We start from the raw sequence: 15,474 nt of genomic DNA on the forward strand, positions 1-15,474 counted from the left end.
TGCGTCTTATTTCTTGTGGCGCGGGTCGCGCACCGGGCTGTCGCCGCCGAGCTTGGCGCGCAGTTTTTGCAGCAGGGTGGCGTCCGGCAGGGCGGTGTCGATGTCCTCGGTCAGCGCGCTGCTGCTTCCCGGCATGCCGAACATGGTGGCGATCGACTTGGCCTGGGCGGTGGTCAGGATCAGCAGCTCGATGCGGCGGTTGACGCCGGCGTCGGCGCGCTTGGTGTCGAGCGGCGCGCGGTCGGCCATGCCCACCACCTGCAGCACCGATTCCGGGTTCATGGTGCCGGCCAGCAGCTGCGAACGGGCCGACATCGCGCGGTTGGCCGACAGCGTCCAGTTGGAGAAGGCGGCGTAGCTGCGGTCGGCGTATTGCAGCGAGTCGGTGTGGCCGACGATCAGCATCTGGTTTTCCATCTGCCGGAACAGCGGCCCCATCTTGCGCAGCAGGGCGCGGAACTTGTCGGTCGGCACGGCCGAGCCGCGCACGAACATGCCCTGGTGGTCAGTGTCGTGCAGCATCACGCGCAGGCCGTAGGGCGTGATCACCGATTCTAGGTTGCTGGTCAGGCCGGCCTCGGCGCTCATCTTGGTCAGGGCCTTGGACAGGGCCGCCAGGTCGGCCGGGCTGTCGTAGGTGACCTTGGCCTGCTCGATGATGGGCTGGGATTCGCCGGTGATCTTGGTGTGGGCCTCGCCCTTGGCCTTGGCGTCGCCCGGCTCCTCGGTGCTGCCGGTGTGCGGCATCGGGAAGCGGTCGATCAGGCTGCCGCGCGGGCCGCCCACCTGCTCGGGCATGACGCCCTTGCCCTGGTCGGTCTTGGCGCCGTCGGCCTCGGTCAGGATCTGTTCCAGCGATTCGAAGTTACGGGCCGCCATCAGCCACAGCACCAGGAACAAACACATCAGCGCCAGGCAGAAGTCGGCGAACGCCACCTTCCAGGCGCCGCCGTGGTCGTCGTGCTTGTGCTTGCCACCGCCGCGCTTGACGATGGTTTGCTCATGCCCCTTGTCATGCGACTTTAGCACCGCGGCCTCCTCTGCGCGAGCTGTCCTCGGCCGGCGCGCTGTCGCGGCCTTCGAGGTCGTTGATCCAGCGTTCCAGCTGGGCGAAGCTTGGCTTGATGTTGAGCTGCACCAGGCGGCGGCCGGCGTCGATCGCCAGCAGCGGCGGCTTGCCGGCCACGTGGGTCACCAGCACCACCTTGACGGTCTCCTTGTTCGACGCCTCCTGGTTGACCAGCTGCTTCATCATGTTGGAGATCGGATCCAAGATGCCGTAGCAGAAGAAGATGCCGATGAAGGTGCCGACCATGGCGGCGCCGACGTGCTCGGCGATCTCGCCCGAGGTCGCGCCTTCGCTGACGGTGTTCATGGTGATCACGATGCCCAGCACGGCGGCCAGGATGCCGAAGCCCGGCATCGCCTCGCCGATCTTGGCCAGCGACTTGGCCGGCTGTTCGAGCTCGGCGTGGATGGCTTCCAGTTCCTGCTCCAGCACGCCTTCGAGCTCGTGGGCGTTGATCTTGCCCATGGCCATCAGGCGGAAGTTGTCGACGATGAAGGCCAGCAGCTTGGGTTCCTCCAGCACGCGCGGGTAGCGCTGGAACAGCGGGCTGTCCTTGGGCGCCTCGACGTGGGCGTCGAGCGCCTTGAGGCCGCCGGCGGCCAGCTGCAGCAGCTCGTACATCAGCAGCAGCAGCTGGCGCTGGAATTCGGAGTCGTATTTTTTGCGGAACACGATCTTCTTGATCTGGGTGACCGCCTCCTTCAGCACATGGCTGGGGTTGCCGATCACCAGCGCGCCGAAGCCGGCGCCGGCGATCACGATCAGCTCGATCGGTTGCCAGATCTGATGGAACACCCCTCCCATCAGGAAGAAGCCGCCGAAGACGCTGCCTAAAACTATGAGTATGCCGACTATTTGCTGCATGATGATTCGCCTTTCCGCGTCATGATTCTAATCTTGCCTTGCGCCCGCTCTGGATCAGGCGCTTTGCAGTACTGCCTTCATCTTGCCCAGCGCCGCCTTGTTGAGCTGACAGACGCGGGCGTCGGTCAGGTCCAGCACGGCGGCGATTTCCTTGTAGCTCAGTTCGAATTCGTAATACATCTGCACCACCCGCTGCTCGCGCTCGTCGAGCCCGCGCAGCGCCTGCTCCAGGCTGCGCCGCACCATCAGCTGCTCTTCGGGACTGGGGGCGCTGTCGTGGCTGACGCTTTCCTGCAGCACCTCGTCGAAGCTGGCGATCAGTTCGGCGTTCTCGTCCATCTGGTAGGCCTGGTAGGCTTCGGGTGTCAGGTTCAGGGCGCTCATGATTTCCTGGTCGCTCGGTTCGTGCCCCAGCGTGCGGGTCAGGGCGCGCACGCCGTCGCGTAGCTTGTGGCTTTGCTGACGCACCGCGCGCGGCCGCCAGTCCTGGCGCCGCAGTTCGTCGAGGATGGCGCCGCGCACCCGCAGGCTGGCGTAGCTGCCGAAGGCGCCGTCCGGCTCGCCGTAGCGGCGCAGCGCCTCGAGCAGCCCCATCAGGCCGATCTGCTCCATGTCGTCGCGGTCGATGGCGCCGGCGATCTGCGAATTGAGCTGGCGCACGATGCGCTTGACCAGGGGCGCGTACGACAGCAGGTGTTTTTGCTCGTCGGCCACGCTGTGCGTCACCGGCGCGACGCCGGGTTCGCCATAACTTTCGGCATAAGCGTCCGCATATTGCTCTATATAGGCCATGCCCGCTCCACTGGTCGCACCACTCGTCTTCATGCTAGCCGCAGCCTACTCAATGATCAGCTTGCCAATCAAGACTTCGGAAAACGGCTTTTCCCGGCCCTCGTGCTCGTAGGTGTCGTCGAAAGCCTTGTTCAGTTCGTTCGCGAACTGGTCGATGGTCATCACTTGCGCGGTGGCCATCGGCAGGTTGGACAGCGTGCGCACCGCCACGCTGCGCAGCATCGGCAATTGTTCCTTGGCTTCCTTCTCTTTCTTCTCGGTGGTGGTGATCACCAGGTCGGCCGACATGTAGTGGCTCAGCGTGTCGCCGGGCTGGCGCTTGAGCATGATGACCACCTTGTCCACCGTCAGGTACTTGGGCGCCGACTTGTCGTCCTTGACTTCCTTCTTGACTTCCTTCCTGGCGGGCTTGCCCTCGGCCGCCGGCTCGTCTTTCGCCTTCGACATCCACCAGACTGCGCCGCCGGCCACTGCTGCGCCGACCACGGCCACCAGCACCAGCGCTATGATCATTTTCATGTTCTTCATCTACTGATTACTCCCGCTCGGACATCATGGCAAAGGTGGTGGTTTCGTCGTCGGACAGGGCGCGGCCCGGCGCGCGGCCCTGCTGCTGCTCGCGTTGCTGGCCGTTGCGCCCGCCGCTGTCGGCCTGGGCCTGGGCGCGCGACGACGACACCGTCACCGAGACGTCGGCGAACTGGCGGGTCGACAAGTCCTGGCGCACGCTGTCGCCGATGGTGTTGAGCTGGCGCAGCACTTCGCTGTGGCTGGCGCTCAGGTTCACCTGCAGCGCGCCGGCGCTGTGGCGGATCGAGATCTCGACGCTGCCCATGTTCGGCGGTTCCAGGCGGATCACCGCGTGGTCGTCATTGCGTTGCAGCTGGACCTGCAGGCGCTCGCCCAGCGCTTCGCGCAGCGGCTGCTGCCACTGGTCCGGCGCGCCCGCCAGCTTGACCACGGCGGCGGCCGGCGTGGTAGCCTGGGTGTTCTGGCTGAAGCCGACGCTGGCGCCGACCGGGGCCGGGGCCGGTGCACTGCTGCGGGCGATGCTGTCGTCCTTGACCGGGGCGGCGACCGCGGTGGCCGTACTGCCGAGGTCGGGGGTATCGGCGGCGGCCGCATCGGTGGTGCGCGGCGCCACGCGCGGCAGGGCCGGCGTGTAGGCGGCGCCGACGGCGATGGGGGCGGGCGCGGCGGCCTGGGGCAGCGCGGCGCTGGCGGCGGCAGGCGCGGCGGCGGCCGTCGGGGCTGGCGCATCCGACGCGCTCTGCTGGGCCTGGGCGCCGAGCGCGGCGTTGTTGGCCATGGCGTAGAGGTTTTGCGGCGTGGCGACCGGGATCGCGCTGAGCGGCGTCGCGCTGACCGGGGCCGGGGCCTGCGCCGGGGCGTCCGCCACGGGCTGCTGGAGCTGCGCGCCAAGCGCGGCGCTGTTGGCCATGGCGTAGATGTTTTGCGGCGTGCCGGCCGCGATCGCGCCGACCGGGGCCGGGGCGGGCGCCGCGGCGCTGGCGACGGCGGCGCCGTCCTCGCCCGGGGCCGGGGCCGGGGCCGGGGCGGTCGCCAGCGGTGCAGGGACCGGGGCGGCGGTGACGGCGACACCGGCGGCCGACAGGTTCAGACGGGTGACCGCGTTGTTCAGCGTCGAGCTGGCGCCGACGGCGTCGACACGCACCGGGGCGGCGCTCCCTGCGCCCGCGGCCGGCGTGGCCTGCTGCGCGGCGTTGGCCTGCAGCGCGTTGAACATGGCAGGCACCAGCGTGGTGGCGTCGGCGCTGGCGCTGGCGGCGGCATCGGCGGGGAGGGCGGCCGTGGCGGTGGCGGCGTCGGCCGAACCGTCGTCGCCGCTGTCGCTATCGGCCGACAGCGGGGCGGATACCAGCGGGTCGGTCAGTTGCAGTAACTGGGCAAACAGCGGCGCGTCGGACGGGGCTTCATCGCTTGCCGGCTCGGCCTGGTCGTGGCCCGGATAGCTGACCGGATCGTTCTTGCCGGCCGGCGTGGCGCTGCGTGCCGTCGGCGCAGGCCGGGCCGGATTGCCGGCCTGCGGCCTCGGGGTGTTGCCGGCCTGCGGTGCGGACTTGGGCGGCACCCGGCTGCCCTGGTCGGCGGCATGATGGGCGGGCGCTGGCGTCGGCATGCTGTCGCGGCCGCCGTTGTTGGCGGCGACCGGAGCGGTCAGTTCGGCTTTCGCGGCTTTGGCCGAGGCGGTAGCGCTGGAGAGTGTCATGGTCATGCTTGGATTCCGGTTTCTAACTGTTCGCTGTCTAGCGCATAGGCCAGCCAGCCTTCTTTGTTGGCCTGCATTTCATGCAGCCGCCGTTCCAGATCCTCGGCGGCGGCGTTACATGCGCGCACTGCTTCTTCATGCATCTGACGCAAGGCCGACAGGGCGGCCCGTTCGCTGCTGCTCCACTGGCCCTGGGCTGCCATCTGCGGCAAGGCGGTGACCATCAGGGTATTCATGGCCGCCAGCATCTTCCAGTCCTCGGCGGCGATGGCGGCGCTCATCTTTTGCGCCATTTGCAGCAGCGTGCGTTGCCTATCCATTTTTGGCCTGTACACCCAGCCATCCCTTTTTGATCGTGGTCAGCAAGGTCGTCACTTCGTCGATGATGGTCGGGTCCAGGCTGACGCCGGCGGTGTAGAGGCGGCCGGCGCAGTAGTCGTACAGGCGGCCGAGGTTCTCCACCACTTCGCCGCCGTTGTCGAAGTCCAGCGAACTGGCGAGGCCGTTGATGATGTCGGTGCACTTGTTCAGGCTGTTGGCCTTGAGCTCGTAGCGCTTGCCGACGATGTGGCCGCGCGCGCGCGCCAGCTCTTCGAGCAAGCCGTCGGTCAGCACCAGCACCAGTTCGATTGGCGAGGCCCGGCTCACCTGGGCGTCCAGGTTGGTGGAGTGGTAGCTGCTGTAGGCTTCGTGGTTCAACATGGTGTTCACCGTACTGGTTGTGGTTCGTTAACTTAATTGCTGCTATTGGGCGAGAACATCGCCGTGAACATATTCGAGGTGCTGGTCATCGACGCCTGCAGCTGCTGCAGCGCGCTGAACTGCGCCAGATAGCGCTTGTAGGAGTTGTCGAACTGGGCCTGCAGCGCCACCTGGCGCTTGGCGACGTCGTCCTGCACCTTGGTGGCGGCGCTCTTGCGGCTGCCGATCAGGCCGGTCGCGGAATTGGTCCAGGTGGTCACCAGCTTGTTCATCTTGCCCAGCACGCCGGAATCGACCGCCAGGCCGGCGCGGCCGAACAGCGTGTCGATCTTGCCCGGATCGGCGGCCACGGTTTTCTGCAGGCGGGCGGTGTCCAGCGACAGGGTGCCGTCGCGCGAGGCGGTGATGCCAAAGCTGATCAGCGACTTGCCGCCGGTGACGCTGCGCAGCGCCGAGCCCAGCGCGGCGCGCAGCGCGGTCACGCCGGAATCGTTGTGCAGCGCGGCGTCGGACGAGCGCGGCGTGCTGTCGGTGGCCGAGGTCGGCGTGTGGTCGCCCGCCGCGGTGACCGAGTTGAACACGGCCAGCAGCTTGTTGTAGGCGTCGACGAAGGTCTGGACGTTGGCGGCGGTGGTGCTGTTGTCGGGGCCGATGGTCAGCTGCACCGGCGTCGCGCCCGGCGACTGCGCCTGCTTGACGGTGAACTTGACGTTGTCGATGGTGCTGAAGGTGTTGGAGGCCTGGGTGACCTTGGTGCCGGTGTTCTGGTCGCCCATCCAGACGATGGCGTCGTTCGCGACGGTCTCGACCTTCTGGGTCGACAGGTCCGACTGCAGGCCGGCATCGGCCAGGCCCGACACGTCCAGCGAGGCCACCGCGTTGTTCGCGCCGGTCTGGGTGGAGGTCATCACCAGCTTGGTCTGGCCGTTGACCGTCATGGTCGAGGCGGTGACGCGGGAGTTGTTGGTGGCGGCCACATTGATCGCGGCGGCGATTTCCTTGGCCGACAGCTTGCCGTCCATATTGCTGTCGGCGTTGGCCAGGTCGATCTGGAAGTTGGAGCCGTCGGCCAGCATCACCTTGAGCGAACCGGCGTTGGTGGCGGCGCTGTCGTTGACGTTGTACGACACCTGGCCGGCGGTGGCCAGCTGCTCGACGTAGAAGGAGTAGGTGCCGGCCACGGCGGTGGCGCTGGCGCTGCCGGTGGCGATCGCGGTGTTGCTGCTGGTGGCGGCCGCCGCGCTGACGCTGGCCGTGCCGGTCACCAGCGACTGCATCGTGGACTGGAAGGCGCTCAGCGCGCTGCCCAGGCTGCCGAGGGCGGAGACGGTGGCGGTCGCCTGGGCATTGCGGGCGTCCAGGCCGGCCTTGGTCGGCGCCACATACGCGTTGGCCAGATTGGTCGCCGTGGTTTGCGGGTCGTAGGTTGGACTGCTGATGACTGCCATGATCGTGCTCCTGGAAAGGATGATTGAGTGTACCCTGTTATAAGGCGACCTTAATCGTTTCCCTATGAAAATATTCCTAACTATTTTTTCAGCCCGCGGCGGGCCGCGCGCTTATTTCTGGCCGCGCATCCATAGTTGAGTTGCTAATTCGTCATGTTGCTTGCGTTCCTGTACATTCTGCTGCGCCAGCACCACCTTTTGCTGCTTGACCAGCACCTTGCCCAGCACCTCGCGCTTGGCCCAGGCCGCGTTGAGCTGCTGCTGCGACAGCGCCATGTCGGCCTCGTGCATGTGCAGGTCGAGCCGGTGGCTGTCGGCCATCTGCATCACGGCCTGCTTGTAGTCGCCGCAGTTGCCGGCCAGCGCAGGATGCAGGTTGCCGCTGGGGCCGCTGTTGGTGTAGAGCCCGGTCAGGCGCTCCAGGTTTTTTTGATAACGTTCACGCAAGCTTTCCTTTTCCGCCAGCTCGGTCTGCAGGCGCTCCACCTCGGTGTTGCGCAGGGCCACGAGCGTGGTCAGGTTGCGGATGTTGTGTTGGCTCATGTCATCAGCTTTTCAAGTTGTTGGACGCAGGGCGCGAACGGCGCCTCTTCCTTGGTGCCCTGGCACAGAAAATCTTCGACCCTGGGGTGCAGCTGCACCGCCTTGTCGGTGATCGGATCGGCGCCCGGCACATAGGCGCCCAGCGGGATCAGGTCGCGCACGCGGTCGTGGCGCGCCATGCTGGCCTTGAGCGCGCGCGCCGCCAGCATGTGCTCGTGGCTGATCACCTGGCTCATGCAGCGGCTGATCGAGGCGGCGATGTCGATCGCCGGGTAGTGGCCCCGTTCGGCCAGCTCGCGGGTCATGACGATGTGGCCGTCGAGCACGGCGCGGGCGGTGTCGACCACCGGGTCCTGCTGGTCGTCGCCCTCGGCCAGCACGGTGTAGATCGCGCTCATGCTGCCGTTCTGGTTCTCGCCGTTGCCGGCCGATTCGATCAGCTGCGGCAGCGCCGAGAACACCGACGGCGGATAGCCCTTGGTGGCCGGCGGCTCGCCCAGCGCCAGCGCCACCTCGCGCAGCGCCATCGCGTAGCGCGTCAGCGAGTCGACCAGCAGCAGCACGTTCTTGCCCTGGTCGCGGTAGTGGGCCGCGATCGAGTGGCACAGCTCGGTGGCCATGATGCGCATCAGCGGGCTCTCGTCGGCCGGCGCGATCACCAGCACGGCCTTGGACAGGCCGTCCTTGCCGAGCGACATCTCGACGAATTCGCGCACCTCGCGCGAGCGCTCGCCGATCAGGCCGACCACCACCACGTCGGCCACGGTCTGCCGGGTCATCAGGCCCAGCAGCACGGACTTGCCGACGCCGGAGCCGGCCATCAGGCCGACCCGCTGGCCCTTGCCCAGGGTCAGCATGGCGTTGATGGCGCGCACGCCGACGTCCAGCGCCTCGGTGACCGGCTTTTTCTTCAGCGGATGGATGCGCGGCGGCAGCGGCTCGAGCGGGAAATCGCCGGACAGCTTGCCCAGGCCGTCGATCGGCTCGCCCAGGCCGTTGACCATGCGGCCCAGCCAGCCGGAACCGATCTGCAGGCTGACTTTTTCCGCCGACGGCAGCACGCGGGCGCCGGTGGTCAGGCCGATGGCCTTTTTGAACGGCATCAGGAACGACAGCTTGTCGCGGAAACCCACCACCTGCGCGTCCAGCCATTCGCCGCCGACTGTCTCAATCTGGCAACGCTGGCCCGTGTGCAGCGGGCAACCGACGGCCTCGAGCAGCAAACCGGACGCCCCCACCAGGCGACCGGTCGGGGTCGCCATGGGCACGGAACCCAGTTCGAGATTGCGTAAGGCGTCAGCGATCACTCTTCGCTCTCCGGTTCATCGCCGCCGTCGGCAGCTTGAAGTTGATTATCGACCTGTTCCATGACAGCCGCAAGACGTTGATGACATCCGGCATCAACTTCATTGTCGCCGGCCTTGATGCGGCATTCGCCCACCTCCAGGCGGGCGTCCGGAATCAGGTTCCAGCGCTTGGAACGTTTCGGGTCCAGCTCGGCGATGCGTTTCAATTCTTCCGGGTTCAGGAAGACGTCGATTTCCTCGCGGGTGGGCGGCATCGACGCCAGCGTTTCCTCGACCAGGGCCATCAGCTGCACCGGCTGCAAGGCCAGCTCGGCGCGGATCACCTGGCGCGCCACCTTGGCCACCAGGTCGACCACTTCCTTGCGCTGGGCGGCGCGGTAGTCCGAGCGCAGCTTCTTCAGGCTTTTCAGCATGGCGTCGACCGGGCGCGCCATCTGGTCGTAGGCCACCAGGGTTTCGTGGCGGCCTTCCTCGCGGCCCTGTTCCTGGCCCAGGTTGCGGCCGGCCTCGAAGCCGTCCTCCTGGCCGCGCGCCAGGCCGATCTCGTAGCCGTCGCGCTGGCCCTGTTCAAAGCCCTCGCTGACCGAGGCGGCCCACTGGGCGCCGCCGTCGCCGCTCTGGCTGTGGCTGTGCGCCACGGCGCGCTGGTGCGCCAGGTTAGTGAACTGCGCCAGCGGCGGGAAGCGGTAAGCGCGGAACTGCTTCATTCGACCACCTGTTCGGCGAACAGCTGGATCTCGATCTCGCCGACGTCGGCCAGCGCCTTGACGGTGGCCATGATTTCCTGGCGGGTTTGTTCGATGCGCGACAGCGGCATCGGCCCGGCGCGGCGCATCATGTCCTCGAAGGCCTGGGCCTGGCGTTTCGGCATGGTCTTGAGGATGGCGTCGCGGATCGACACTTCGGCGCCCTTGAGCGCGATCGCCCACTGTTCCAGCGGCACTTCCTCGATGATGCGGGTGATCGCCACCTCGGACTGGTTGCCGAGGATGAAGAAGTCGTACATCGACAGCTCGATCTTGGACACCACCTCGGGGTCGTGCGCGCGCAGCAGCTCGACCATCTGCGCGCGGTTGCTCGGCAGGCGGTTGAGGATCTCGGCGGCCTGGCGGATGCCTTCCACGCTGGTGCTCTGCGAATCGAAGGAGGACAGGCAGCGCACCACCAGCTCGTCGAGCTCGACCAGCAGGTCGCGGTCGATCTCTTCCAGCCGGGCCAGGTTCAGCAGCACCAGGTCGCGGCCGTCGGCCGGCAGGGCGTCGATGATCTGGCCGGCCAGCGCGGCCGGCAGGAAGGCCAGGAACACCGCCTGCATCTGCACGTGCTCGTTGGAGATGTATTCGGCCAGCCATTTCGGTGAGGCCCACTGCAGCCGCGCCATCTTGGGCCGCAGCTCGTCGCCGTAGATGTTGTTGAGCACGGTGTTGGCGAGGTCGCCGCCCAGCGCCAGGTCCAGCGAGCGCTTCAGGTAGCTGCGCGAGGCGCCGTGCACGCCGGACTGCTGGCGGTAGTCGTCGAAGAAGGTCTGCATCGCGGTCTTGACCGACTCGACCTTGATGCCGCTCATGCGCGACATCACCTGGGTCACCTCCAGCAATTCCTCGCGCGACAGGCAGCGTAGCACGGCCGCGGCCGGCTCCTCGCCTATGCTCAGCAGCACGATCGCGGCCTGTTCCACCGGCGACAGCTGGGCGTTGCGGACGGCGTTGCCGTAGTCTTCTTCGTCGGGGTTATTGAGTTCGGCCATTTTTCTGCATCCATTGTTTGACGACTTCGGCGACACGTTCCGGTTCTTTGGCGGCCAGCACTTTCAGGTGGTCGACCATGACGTCCACCGCCGAGCCCGGCGGCGGCAGATCGTAGTTTTCCAGCAGCGGCACCACCGGCATGCCCGGCTGCGCGGCGGCGGCGCCCGGCAGGGCAGGGGCCGCGCCCGGCGCACCCGGCGCCGCGGCGCCGGCCAGGGCCGGCGTGCCGGCCGCGGCGGCGGCCGCTTCCTTGGCTTCCTTGGCCGCCACCACGGCGGCCTGTTCGGCGGCGCGGCGTTCGGCGGCGATGCGCGCCAGTTCCTGCGGCGCCGGCGTGAAGCGCACCGTGGCCAGCCGCATCAGCGGACGCAGCAACAGCAGATAACCGAGGATGATGCCGACCCCGTACATCACGTAGGAGCTGATGTCGACCACGTTGTCGCGTTCCTGCCACCATGGCGTCATGGCCGCCTTCGGCGGGAAGTTCATGGCCGACACCACCAGCTGGTCGCCGCGCTCGGCGTTGATGCCCAGGCCGTTGCGCAGGATCTTGTCGATGTTGGCGATTTCGTTGGCGCTCCAGCCGGTCTTGGGCGTGGGCGAGGCGGCCTGCGCCAGCACCACGGCCACGCTGAGCTTCTCGAGGCGGCCGCGGCTGCGCTTGGTCTGGGTGATGCTGCGGTCGTAGGCGTACTGGCGGGTGGTGGCGTTCTTGCGCGCGGTGCCGTCGGCCGGATTGTTGGGGTCGTTGGCGGCGGCCGGCTTGGCGGCGTCGCTGGGGTTGGCGTTGGCCGGCGGCGGCCGGTTCGACAAGGTGCCCGGCACGCCCTGCGCCACGCGGTTGCGGTCCAGCTCCTCGCGCATGGCCTCGCTGGTGACTTTGGGATCGGCGCCGTATTTCTCCACCGTTTCCTCGACCTTGTCGTTGTCGACCACGGCCATCACGCTCATGCGGAAGTTGTCGTCGCCGATGACCGGGCCCAGCAGGCTGCGCACGTTGGCCTTGACCTCGTCCTGGTAGCGCTTGCCGTTTTCACTGCCGGCGCTGCCGGCGTCGAAGCCGTCGGCCAGGTCGATGTGGGAGGACAGCAGGTTGCCGGTCTGGTCGACCAGGCTGACGCGCTGCGGGCTGAGGCTGGCGACGCTGCCGGCCACCATGTTCACCACGGCGGCGATGGCCTCGGGCGCCAGCGTGTGGCCGGGCTTGAGCGCCACCACCACCGAGGCCGACGACTTCTCGCCGTCCGACGAGACAAACGAGGTCGACTTGGCGATCGACAGGTGCACGCGCGCGTGGGCGATCGCGTCCAGCGTCATGATCGACTGCGCCAGCTCGCCCTCCAGGCCGCGGCGGAAGCGCACGTCCTGCACGAACTGCGACACGCCCAGCGGGTCGTTCTTGTCCATCAGCTCCAGGCCGGCCGGCAGCTGCGCGGTCACGCCCTTGGCCGCCAGCAGCATGCGCACCTTGCCCAGCATCGAGTTCGGCACCAGCACCTGGCCGCTTTCGGGATGCAGGCGGTAGGGGATGTGGTCGGCGTCGAGCACGGTCATCATGTCGGCGGCGGCGACTTTTTCGCGCGCGCCGAACACCGGCTTATAGCCGGACTGGTCGCTCCACAGGTACATCAGCACCATGGCGGTCACGCCGATGGCCAGCAGCAGCAGCGGATACAGGTTTTTCAGCAGATTGGGAGGCAGGGCCAGCGCCACGGGGCTGGCGCGCCAGCGCTCGAAGGCGGACTTGATGGAATTGATCACGTTGTTGGCTTTCGCGTTGAACTGGGCACGCTGTATTTACAGCGGCAATTTGATGAGCTCGTCCACGGCGCCCATCACTTTGTTGCGTACTTGCATCAACATCGAGAAGGACAGGCTGGCTTCCTGGCTCGACAGCATGGCGCCGACCAGGTCGTCGCTCTTGCCGGCGTCGACGTCGGACATCTGCTGGGCCGCGTTGGCGTCGGCGTCGTTGACCTTGTGGACCGCGTCTTTCATGGACTGGGCGAACGAGAAGGCGGGCTGGGCGTCGCCGGCGCCGGCAAACTGCGCGGCCGGCGCCACGTTCTGGCTGGCCAGGTTGTGCGCGGCGTTGGTGAGCGACGCGAGGTCGGCCTGTATCAGGTTAGAGATTCCGTTACTCATCTTGCTATCTCCCGTTTATGCAACGTTAGTCCCATATGTCTACCATATCCAGATTGCCCGAAAGCAGCAAGCTCCGCGTTGTTTATCTGCGGGTCGCTGTGTTCCATCAAACGACAGCCGCCCGCGGGTGTGACGCCGATGTCACACTCTTGTAATGAAAGCAGCGTAGGCATGGGGATCAAGGCCGGGGCCGCGCGCTGGCGGCGACATGGGTGTAAGGGGGAAGTGGACAGGCGCGTCCTACCAATCTGCGGCCGCCGGAAACTGTTCTCTTGCGGCAAATATCGTTATAAATCATTCACTAAGCGCCATGTATTCAAGTGTGTTGCAGAGCAGCGTCAGACGACGTGTAGCGAGTTAAGCTTACTGGCTAGCAATATTCTTGTAAAGACTTATTTGCCGGCTGGAATCAGTCTGACAAATATTGTTGTTTGGCAATAATGTGAATTTTGATGTATCCTGCGCTAACGACAATGCATGACTTTAAGTTACGATAGGTAATATTCCTCAAATAGTGCGCCGGAAGTAACCAGTTTTTAGCTGGATAGTGCGATGATGGGGGAGTAGCTGAGAATTTCCGACATGGCGAAAACATGACAACCACAAAACAGACCGCGCCACCTCAAGTGCTGGACCCATGCCTGCTGGGGCGGCCGGTGCATCTGCTGCATCTCTTTGCGGCGCAGTTGCGCGACGATCTGGCGCAGTCGATGCGGCTGAACATGAACCGGCGCTACTGGGGCGGCTTCCAGGTCGAGGACGTCAGTTTCGACCGGATCGAGGACAAGGATATCCGCAGCCGCTGGCTCAGCTTTGCCGCGCCGGCCGGGCAGATTGCCTTCTCGCTGGAGCGCAAGGTGCTGCTGAGCGTGTTGAACTTCCGCTACGGCAGCGGCAAGGCCGACGCCGCCGCGCTGGACGAGCACACGGTGCGCGTGACCGCCACCGAGGAACGCCTGGCTGTTGTTCTCGGGCAACAGCTGGCCGGCATCCTGGCCGGCCGCATCGAGCTCAACCTGCCGGTGTCCGACAAGCCGGCCGCGGCCGAAGGCGAGGGCGGGGCGGTCGACAGCGAATTCAAGCCGGCCCCCGGCTCGCATCCGCCCAAGGGCAGCTGGATCATCACCGTCACCGTGGCCGACATCAGCAGCGGCGCCACCGGCCAGTACTGGTTCGCGCTCGACAAGACGCTGATGGCCAGCGTGCTGCGCGGCCTGTTGCGCGACCGCGATGCCGGCAAGAAGGCCAAGCCGGCCGCGCCGCTGGCGCAGCGCCTGCAGGTCGGCCTGGTCGGCCGCCTGGCCAGCAAGGAGGTGCCGCTGGGCAGCCTGTACGACCTCCAGGTCGGCGACGTGATCCCGATCAGCCTGAACAGAGCGGATGTGCTGCTCGAGGATTCCCGCCTCTTCACTGCCGCCGTCACCGAACACAAAGGCAAACTCTGTTTAACCTCTTTTGAAGATGCCGAATAACATGATGAACATGAACGTAGCCAATCCCAGCGACGCCCTGCTGGAAGACCTGTCCGAAGAAATGATTATCGACCAGGTCGGCACCGAGCTGACCGACGTGCCGGCCACGCCGGCGCGCCGCGACCTGCCGGCCATGATGCGCAAGATCCCCGTGACCCTGACGCTGGAGGTGGGCTCGGCCCGCATCTCGCTGCAGGAGCTGATGGCGATCGGCCCGGACAGCGTGGTCGAGCTCGACGTGCTGGCCGGCGAGCCGCTGGTGATCAAGGTCAACGGCACCGCCATCGGCCGCGCCGAGGTGGTGGTGGCGGGCGAGAACTACGGCCTCAAAGTGATCGACCTGGACGGCCTGAATCTCGACATGATGACTCCATGACCTGGAGCCCGAACCCGCAGTGGCGCCGGCGACTGCTGCCTGCGGCCGCGGGCTTGACGTTGCTGGGCCTGCTGGCCTGCGTCCCGGCCCACGCGGTCGACCTGCTGGCCAACGTGGTGCCCGGCGCCAAAACCGAACTGACGGTCAAGACCCAGATCCTGATCATCATGACCTTGCTGGGCTTGCTCCCGGTGATGGTCATGATGATGACCAGCTTCACCCGCTTCGTGATCGTGCTGTCGCTGCTGCGCCAGGCGCTGGGCCTGCAGCAGGGCCTGCCCAACCGCATCATCACCGGGGTGGCGCTGATCCTGACCTTGCTGGTGATGCGCCCGATCGGCGACCAGATCTGGACCGAAGCCTTCGTGCCCTACGACCAGGACAAGATCGGCCTGGAGGCGGCGCTGCAGATCGCCGAGAAGCCGGTGTCGCGCTTCATGCTGGCGCAGACCAGCAAGGCGGCGCTGCAGCAGATCGCCCACCTGGCCGGCGAGGACAAGATCACCGAGCCGGCGCAGCACGCCTTCACCGTCAAGCTGGCGGCGTTCGTGCTGTCCGAGCTCAAGACCGCCTTCCAGATCGGCTGCATGTTGTTCATTCCCTTCCTGGTGATCGACCTGGTGGTGTCGTCGGTGCTGATGGCGATGGGCATGATGATGCTCTCGCCGCTGGTGATTTCATTGCCGTTCAAGCTGCTGCTGTTTGTGCTGGTGGACGGCTGGACCCTGACCGTCAATACGCTCGTCACGAGCGTGCAGGCGTACTGAAACAATAGGCG

17 protein-coding genes are annotated in these 15,474 nt (G+C 66.4%); 3 read left to right on the top strand and 14 right to left on the bottom strand.

The genetic code is table 11. The features are described 5' to 3' along the window. Positions 1–6: 6 nt before the first annotated feature. The 14 genes from ACEN9O_RS21055 to fliE all read right to left on the bottom strand — a co-directional run bounded on the left by ACEN9O_RS21055 (position 7) and on the right by fliE (position 12,848). A complete protein-coding gene (locus ACEN9O_RS21055) occupies positions 7–1,029 on the bottom strand; it encodes a flagellar motor protein MotB (protein WP_495613766.1) in 1,023 nt (340 codons plus the stop codon). Then, a complete protein-coding gene (gene motA / locus ACEN9O_RS21060; protein ID WP_495613767.1) occupies positions 1,013–1,933 on the bottom strand; it encodes a flagellar motor stator protein MotA in 921 nt (306 codons plus the stop codon). The genes ACEN9O_RS21055 and motA overlap by 17 nt, the downstream gene beginning before the upstream one ends. Before the next feature lie 54 nt (positions 1,934–1,987). Next, the gene (locus ACEN9O_RS21065; RefSeq protein WP_495613768.1) at positions 1,988–2,725 is read right to left on the bottom strand and encodes a FliA/WhiG family RNA polymerase sigma factor; all 738 of its coding nucleotides are present in this window, start codon (positions 2,723–2,725) and stop codon (positions 1,988–1,990) included. Between the two features lie 45 nt (positions 2,726–2,770). Continuing rightward, positions 2,771–3,253: a flagellar basal body-associated FliL family protein gene (locus ACEN9O_RS21070; RefSeq protein ID WP_495613769.1), complete on the bottom strand. Its 483-nt coding sequence runs from the start codon at positions 3,251–3,253 to the stop codon at positions 2,771–2,773. A gap of 7 nt (positions 3,254–3,260) precedes the next feature. After that, positions 3,261–4,961, bottom strand: coding sequence for a flagellar hook-length control protein FliK (locus tag ACEN9O_RS21075; RefSeq protein WP_495613770.1), 1,701 nt, complete (start codon positions 4,959–4,961; stop codon positions 3,261–3,263). Further along, on the bottom strand, positions 4,958–5,236 hold the full coding sequence (locus ACEN9O_RS21080; RefSeq protein ID WP_495613771.1) for a hypothetical protein: 279 nt from the start codon (positions 5,234–5,236) through the stop codon (positions 4,958–4,960). Before ACEN9O_RS21080 ends, ACEN9O_RS21075 begins: the two co-directional genes overlap by 4 nt. Before the next feature lie 31 nt (positions 5,237–5,267). Next, positions 5,268–5,657: a flagellar export chaperone FliS gene (fliS, locus tag ACEN9O_RS21085; RefSeq protein WP_495613772.1), complete on the bottom strand. Its 390-nt coding sequence runs from the start codon at positions 5,655–5,657 to the stop codon at positions 5,268–5,270. A gap of 32 nt (positions 5,658–5,689) precedes the next feature. Further along, positions 5,690–7,105, bottom strand: coding sequence for a flagellar filament capping protein FliD (gene fliD, locus ACEN9O_RS21090; RefSeq protein ID WP_495613773.1), 1,416 nt, complete (start codon positions 7,103–7,105; stop codon positions 5,690–5,692). Positions 7,106–7,216: 111 nt separating this feature from the next. Continuing rightward, complete coding sequence (locus ACEN9O_RS21095; protein WP_495613774.1) at positions 7,217–7,648, bottom strand: flagellar FliJ family protein; 432 nt, start codon at positions 7,646–7,648, stop codon at positions 7,217–7,219. Further along, complete coding sequence (gene fliI, locus ACEN9O_RS21100; RefSeq protein ID WP_495613775.1) at positions 7,645–8,955, bottom strand: flagellar protein export ATPase FliI; 1,311 nt, start codon at positions 8,953–8,955, stop codon at positions 7,645–7,647. Before fliI ends, ACEN9O_RS21095 begins: the two co-directional genes overlap by 4 nt. Continuing rightward, on the bottom strand, positions 8,952–9,662 hold the full coding sequence (fliH, locus tag ACEN9O_RS21105; protein WP_495613776.1) for a flagellar assembly protein FliH: 711 nt from the start codon (positions 9,660–9,662) through the stop codon (positions 8,952–8,954). The genes fliI and fliH overlap by 4 nt, the downstream gene beginning before the upstream one ends. After that, a complete protein-coding gene (locus tag ACEN9O_RS21110) occupies positions 9,659–10,702 on the bottom strand; it encodes a flagellar motor switch protein FliG (protein WP_020702668.1) in 1,044 nt (347 codons plus the stop codon). The genes fliH and ACEN9O_RS21110 overlap by 4 nt, the downstream gene beginning before the upstream one ends. Beyond that, a complete protein-coding gene (gene fliF, locus ACEN9O_RS21115; RefSeq protein ID WP_495613777.1) occupies positions 10,686–12,464 on the bottom strand; it encodes a flagellar basal-body MS-ring/collar protein FliF in 1,779 nt (592 codons plus the stop codon). The genes ACEN9O_RS21110 and fliF overlap by 17 nt, the downstream gene beginning before the upstream one ends. Before the next feature lie 36 nt (positions 12,465–12,500). Next, a complete protein-coding gene (gene fliE, locus ACEN9O_RS21120) occupies positions 12,501–12,848 on the bottom strand; it encodes a flagellar hook-basal body complex protein FliE (RefSeq protein WP_495613778.1) in 348 nt (115 codons plus the stop codon). Positions 12,849–13,441: 593 nt separating this feature from the next. Here fliE and ACEN9O_RS21125 point away from each other — a divergent pair. From ACEN9O_RS21125 to fliP, 3 genes are read left to right on the top strand one after another with little or no spacing between them, the layout of a single operon-like run. Further along, positions 13,442–14,320, top strand: coding sequence for a FliM/FliN family flagellar motor switch protein (locus ACEN9O_RS21125; protein WP_495613779.1), 879 nt, complete (start codon positions 13,442–13,444; stop codon positions 14,318–14,320). 4 nt (positions 14,321–14,324) lie between these two features. Then, positions 14,325–14,696 carry a FliM/FliN family flagellar motor switch protein gene (locus ACEN9O_RS21130; RefSeq protein WP_026334460.1) on the top strand — a complete coding sequence of 124 codons (372 nt, stop codon included), beginning with the start codon at positions 14,325–14,327 and terminating at the stop codon, positions 14,694–14,696. After that, positions 14,693–15,463 carry a flagellar type III secretion system pore protein FliP gene (gene fliP / locus ACEN9O_RS21135; RefSeq protein ID WP_495613780.1) on the top strand — a complete coding sequence of 257 codons (771 nt, stop codon included), beginning with the start codon at positions 14,693–14,695 and terminating at the stop codon, positions 15,461–15,463. The genes ACEN9O_RS21130 and fliP overlap by 4 nt, the downstream gene beginning before the upstream one ends. Positions 15,464–15,474 lie beyond the last annotated feature (11 nt).

This window comes from Duganella sp. Dugasp78 (genome assembly GCF_059491455.1).

Excerpts from the sequence above, each read along its gene's own strand:
- motA (WP_495613767.1), bottom strand. The coding sequence starts at position 1,933 with ATGCAGCAAATAGTCGGCATACTCATAGTTTTAGGCAGCGTCTTCGGC.
- ACEN9O_RS21065 (WP_495613768.1), bottom strand. The coding sequence starts at position 2,725 with ATGGCCTATATAGAGCAATATGCGGACGCTTATGCCGAAAGTTATGGC.
- ACEN9O_RS21070 (WP_495613769.1), bottom strand. The coding sequence starts at position 3,253 with ATGAAGAACATGAAAATGATCATAGCGCTGGTGCTGGTGGCCGTGGTC.
- ACEN9O_RS21075 (WP_495613770.1), bottom strand. The coding sequence starts at position 4,961 with ATGACCATGACACTCTCCAGCGCTACCGCCTCGGCCAAAGCCGCGAAA.
- ACEN9O_RS21080 (WP_495613771.1), bottom strand. The coding sequence starts at position 5,236 with ATGAGCGCCGCCATCGCCGCCGAGGACTGGAAGATGCTGGCGGCCATG.
- fliS (WP_495613772.1), bottom strand. The coding sequence starts at position 5,657 with ATGTTGAACCACGAAGCCTACAGCAGCTACCACTCCACCAACCTGGAC.
- fliD (WP_495613773.1), bottom strand. The coding sequence starts at position 7,105 with ATGGCAGTCATCAGCAGTCCAACCTACGACCCGCAAACCACGGCGACC.
- ACEN9O_RS21095 (WP_495613774.1), bottom strand. The coding sequence starts at position 7,648 with ATGAGCCAACACAACATCCGCAACCTGACCACGCTCGTGGCCCTGCGC.
- fliH (WP_495613776.1), bottom strand. The coding sequence starts at position 9,662 with ATGAAGCAGTTCCGCGCTTACCGCTTCCCGCCGCTGGCGCAGTTCACT.
- ACEN9O_RS21110 (WP_020702668.1), bottom strand. The coding sequence starts at position 10,702 with ATGGCCGAACTCAATAACCCCGACGAAGAAGACTACGGCAACGCCGTC.
- fliE (WP_495613778.1), bottom strand. The coding sequence starts at position 12,848 with ATGAGTAACGGAATCTCTAACCTGATACAGGCCGACCTCGCGTCGCTC.
- ACEN9O_RS21125 (WP_495613779.1), top strand. The coding sequence starts at position 13,442 with ATGACAACCACAAAACAGACCGCGCCACCTCAAGTGCTGGACCCATGC.
- ACEN9O_RS21130 (WP_026334460.1), top strand. The coding sequence starts at position 14,325 with ATGAACATGAACGTAGCCAATCCCAGCGACGCCCTGCTGGAAGACCTG.
- fliP (WP_495613780.1), top strand. The coding sequence starts at position 14,693 with ATGACCTGGAGCCCGAACCCGCAGTGGCGCCGGCGACTGCTGCCTGCG.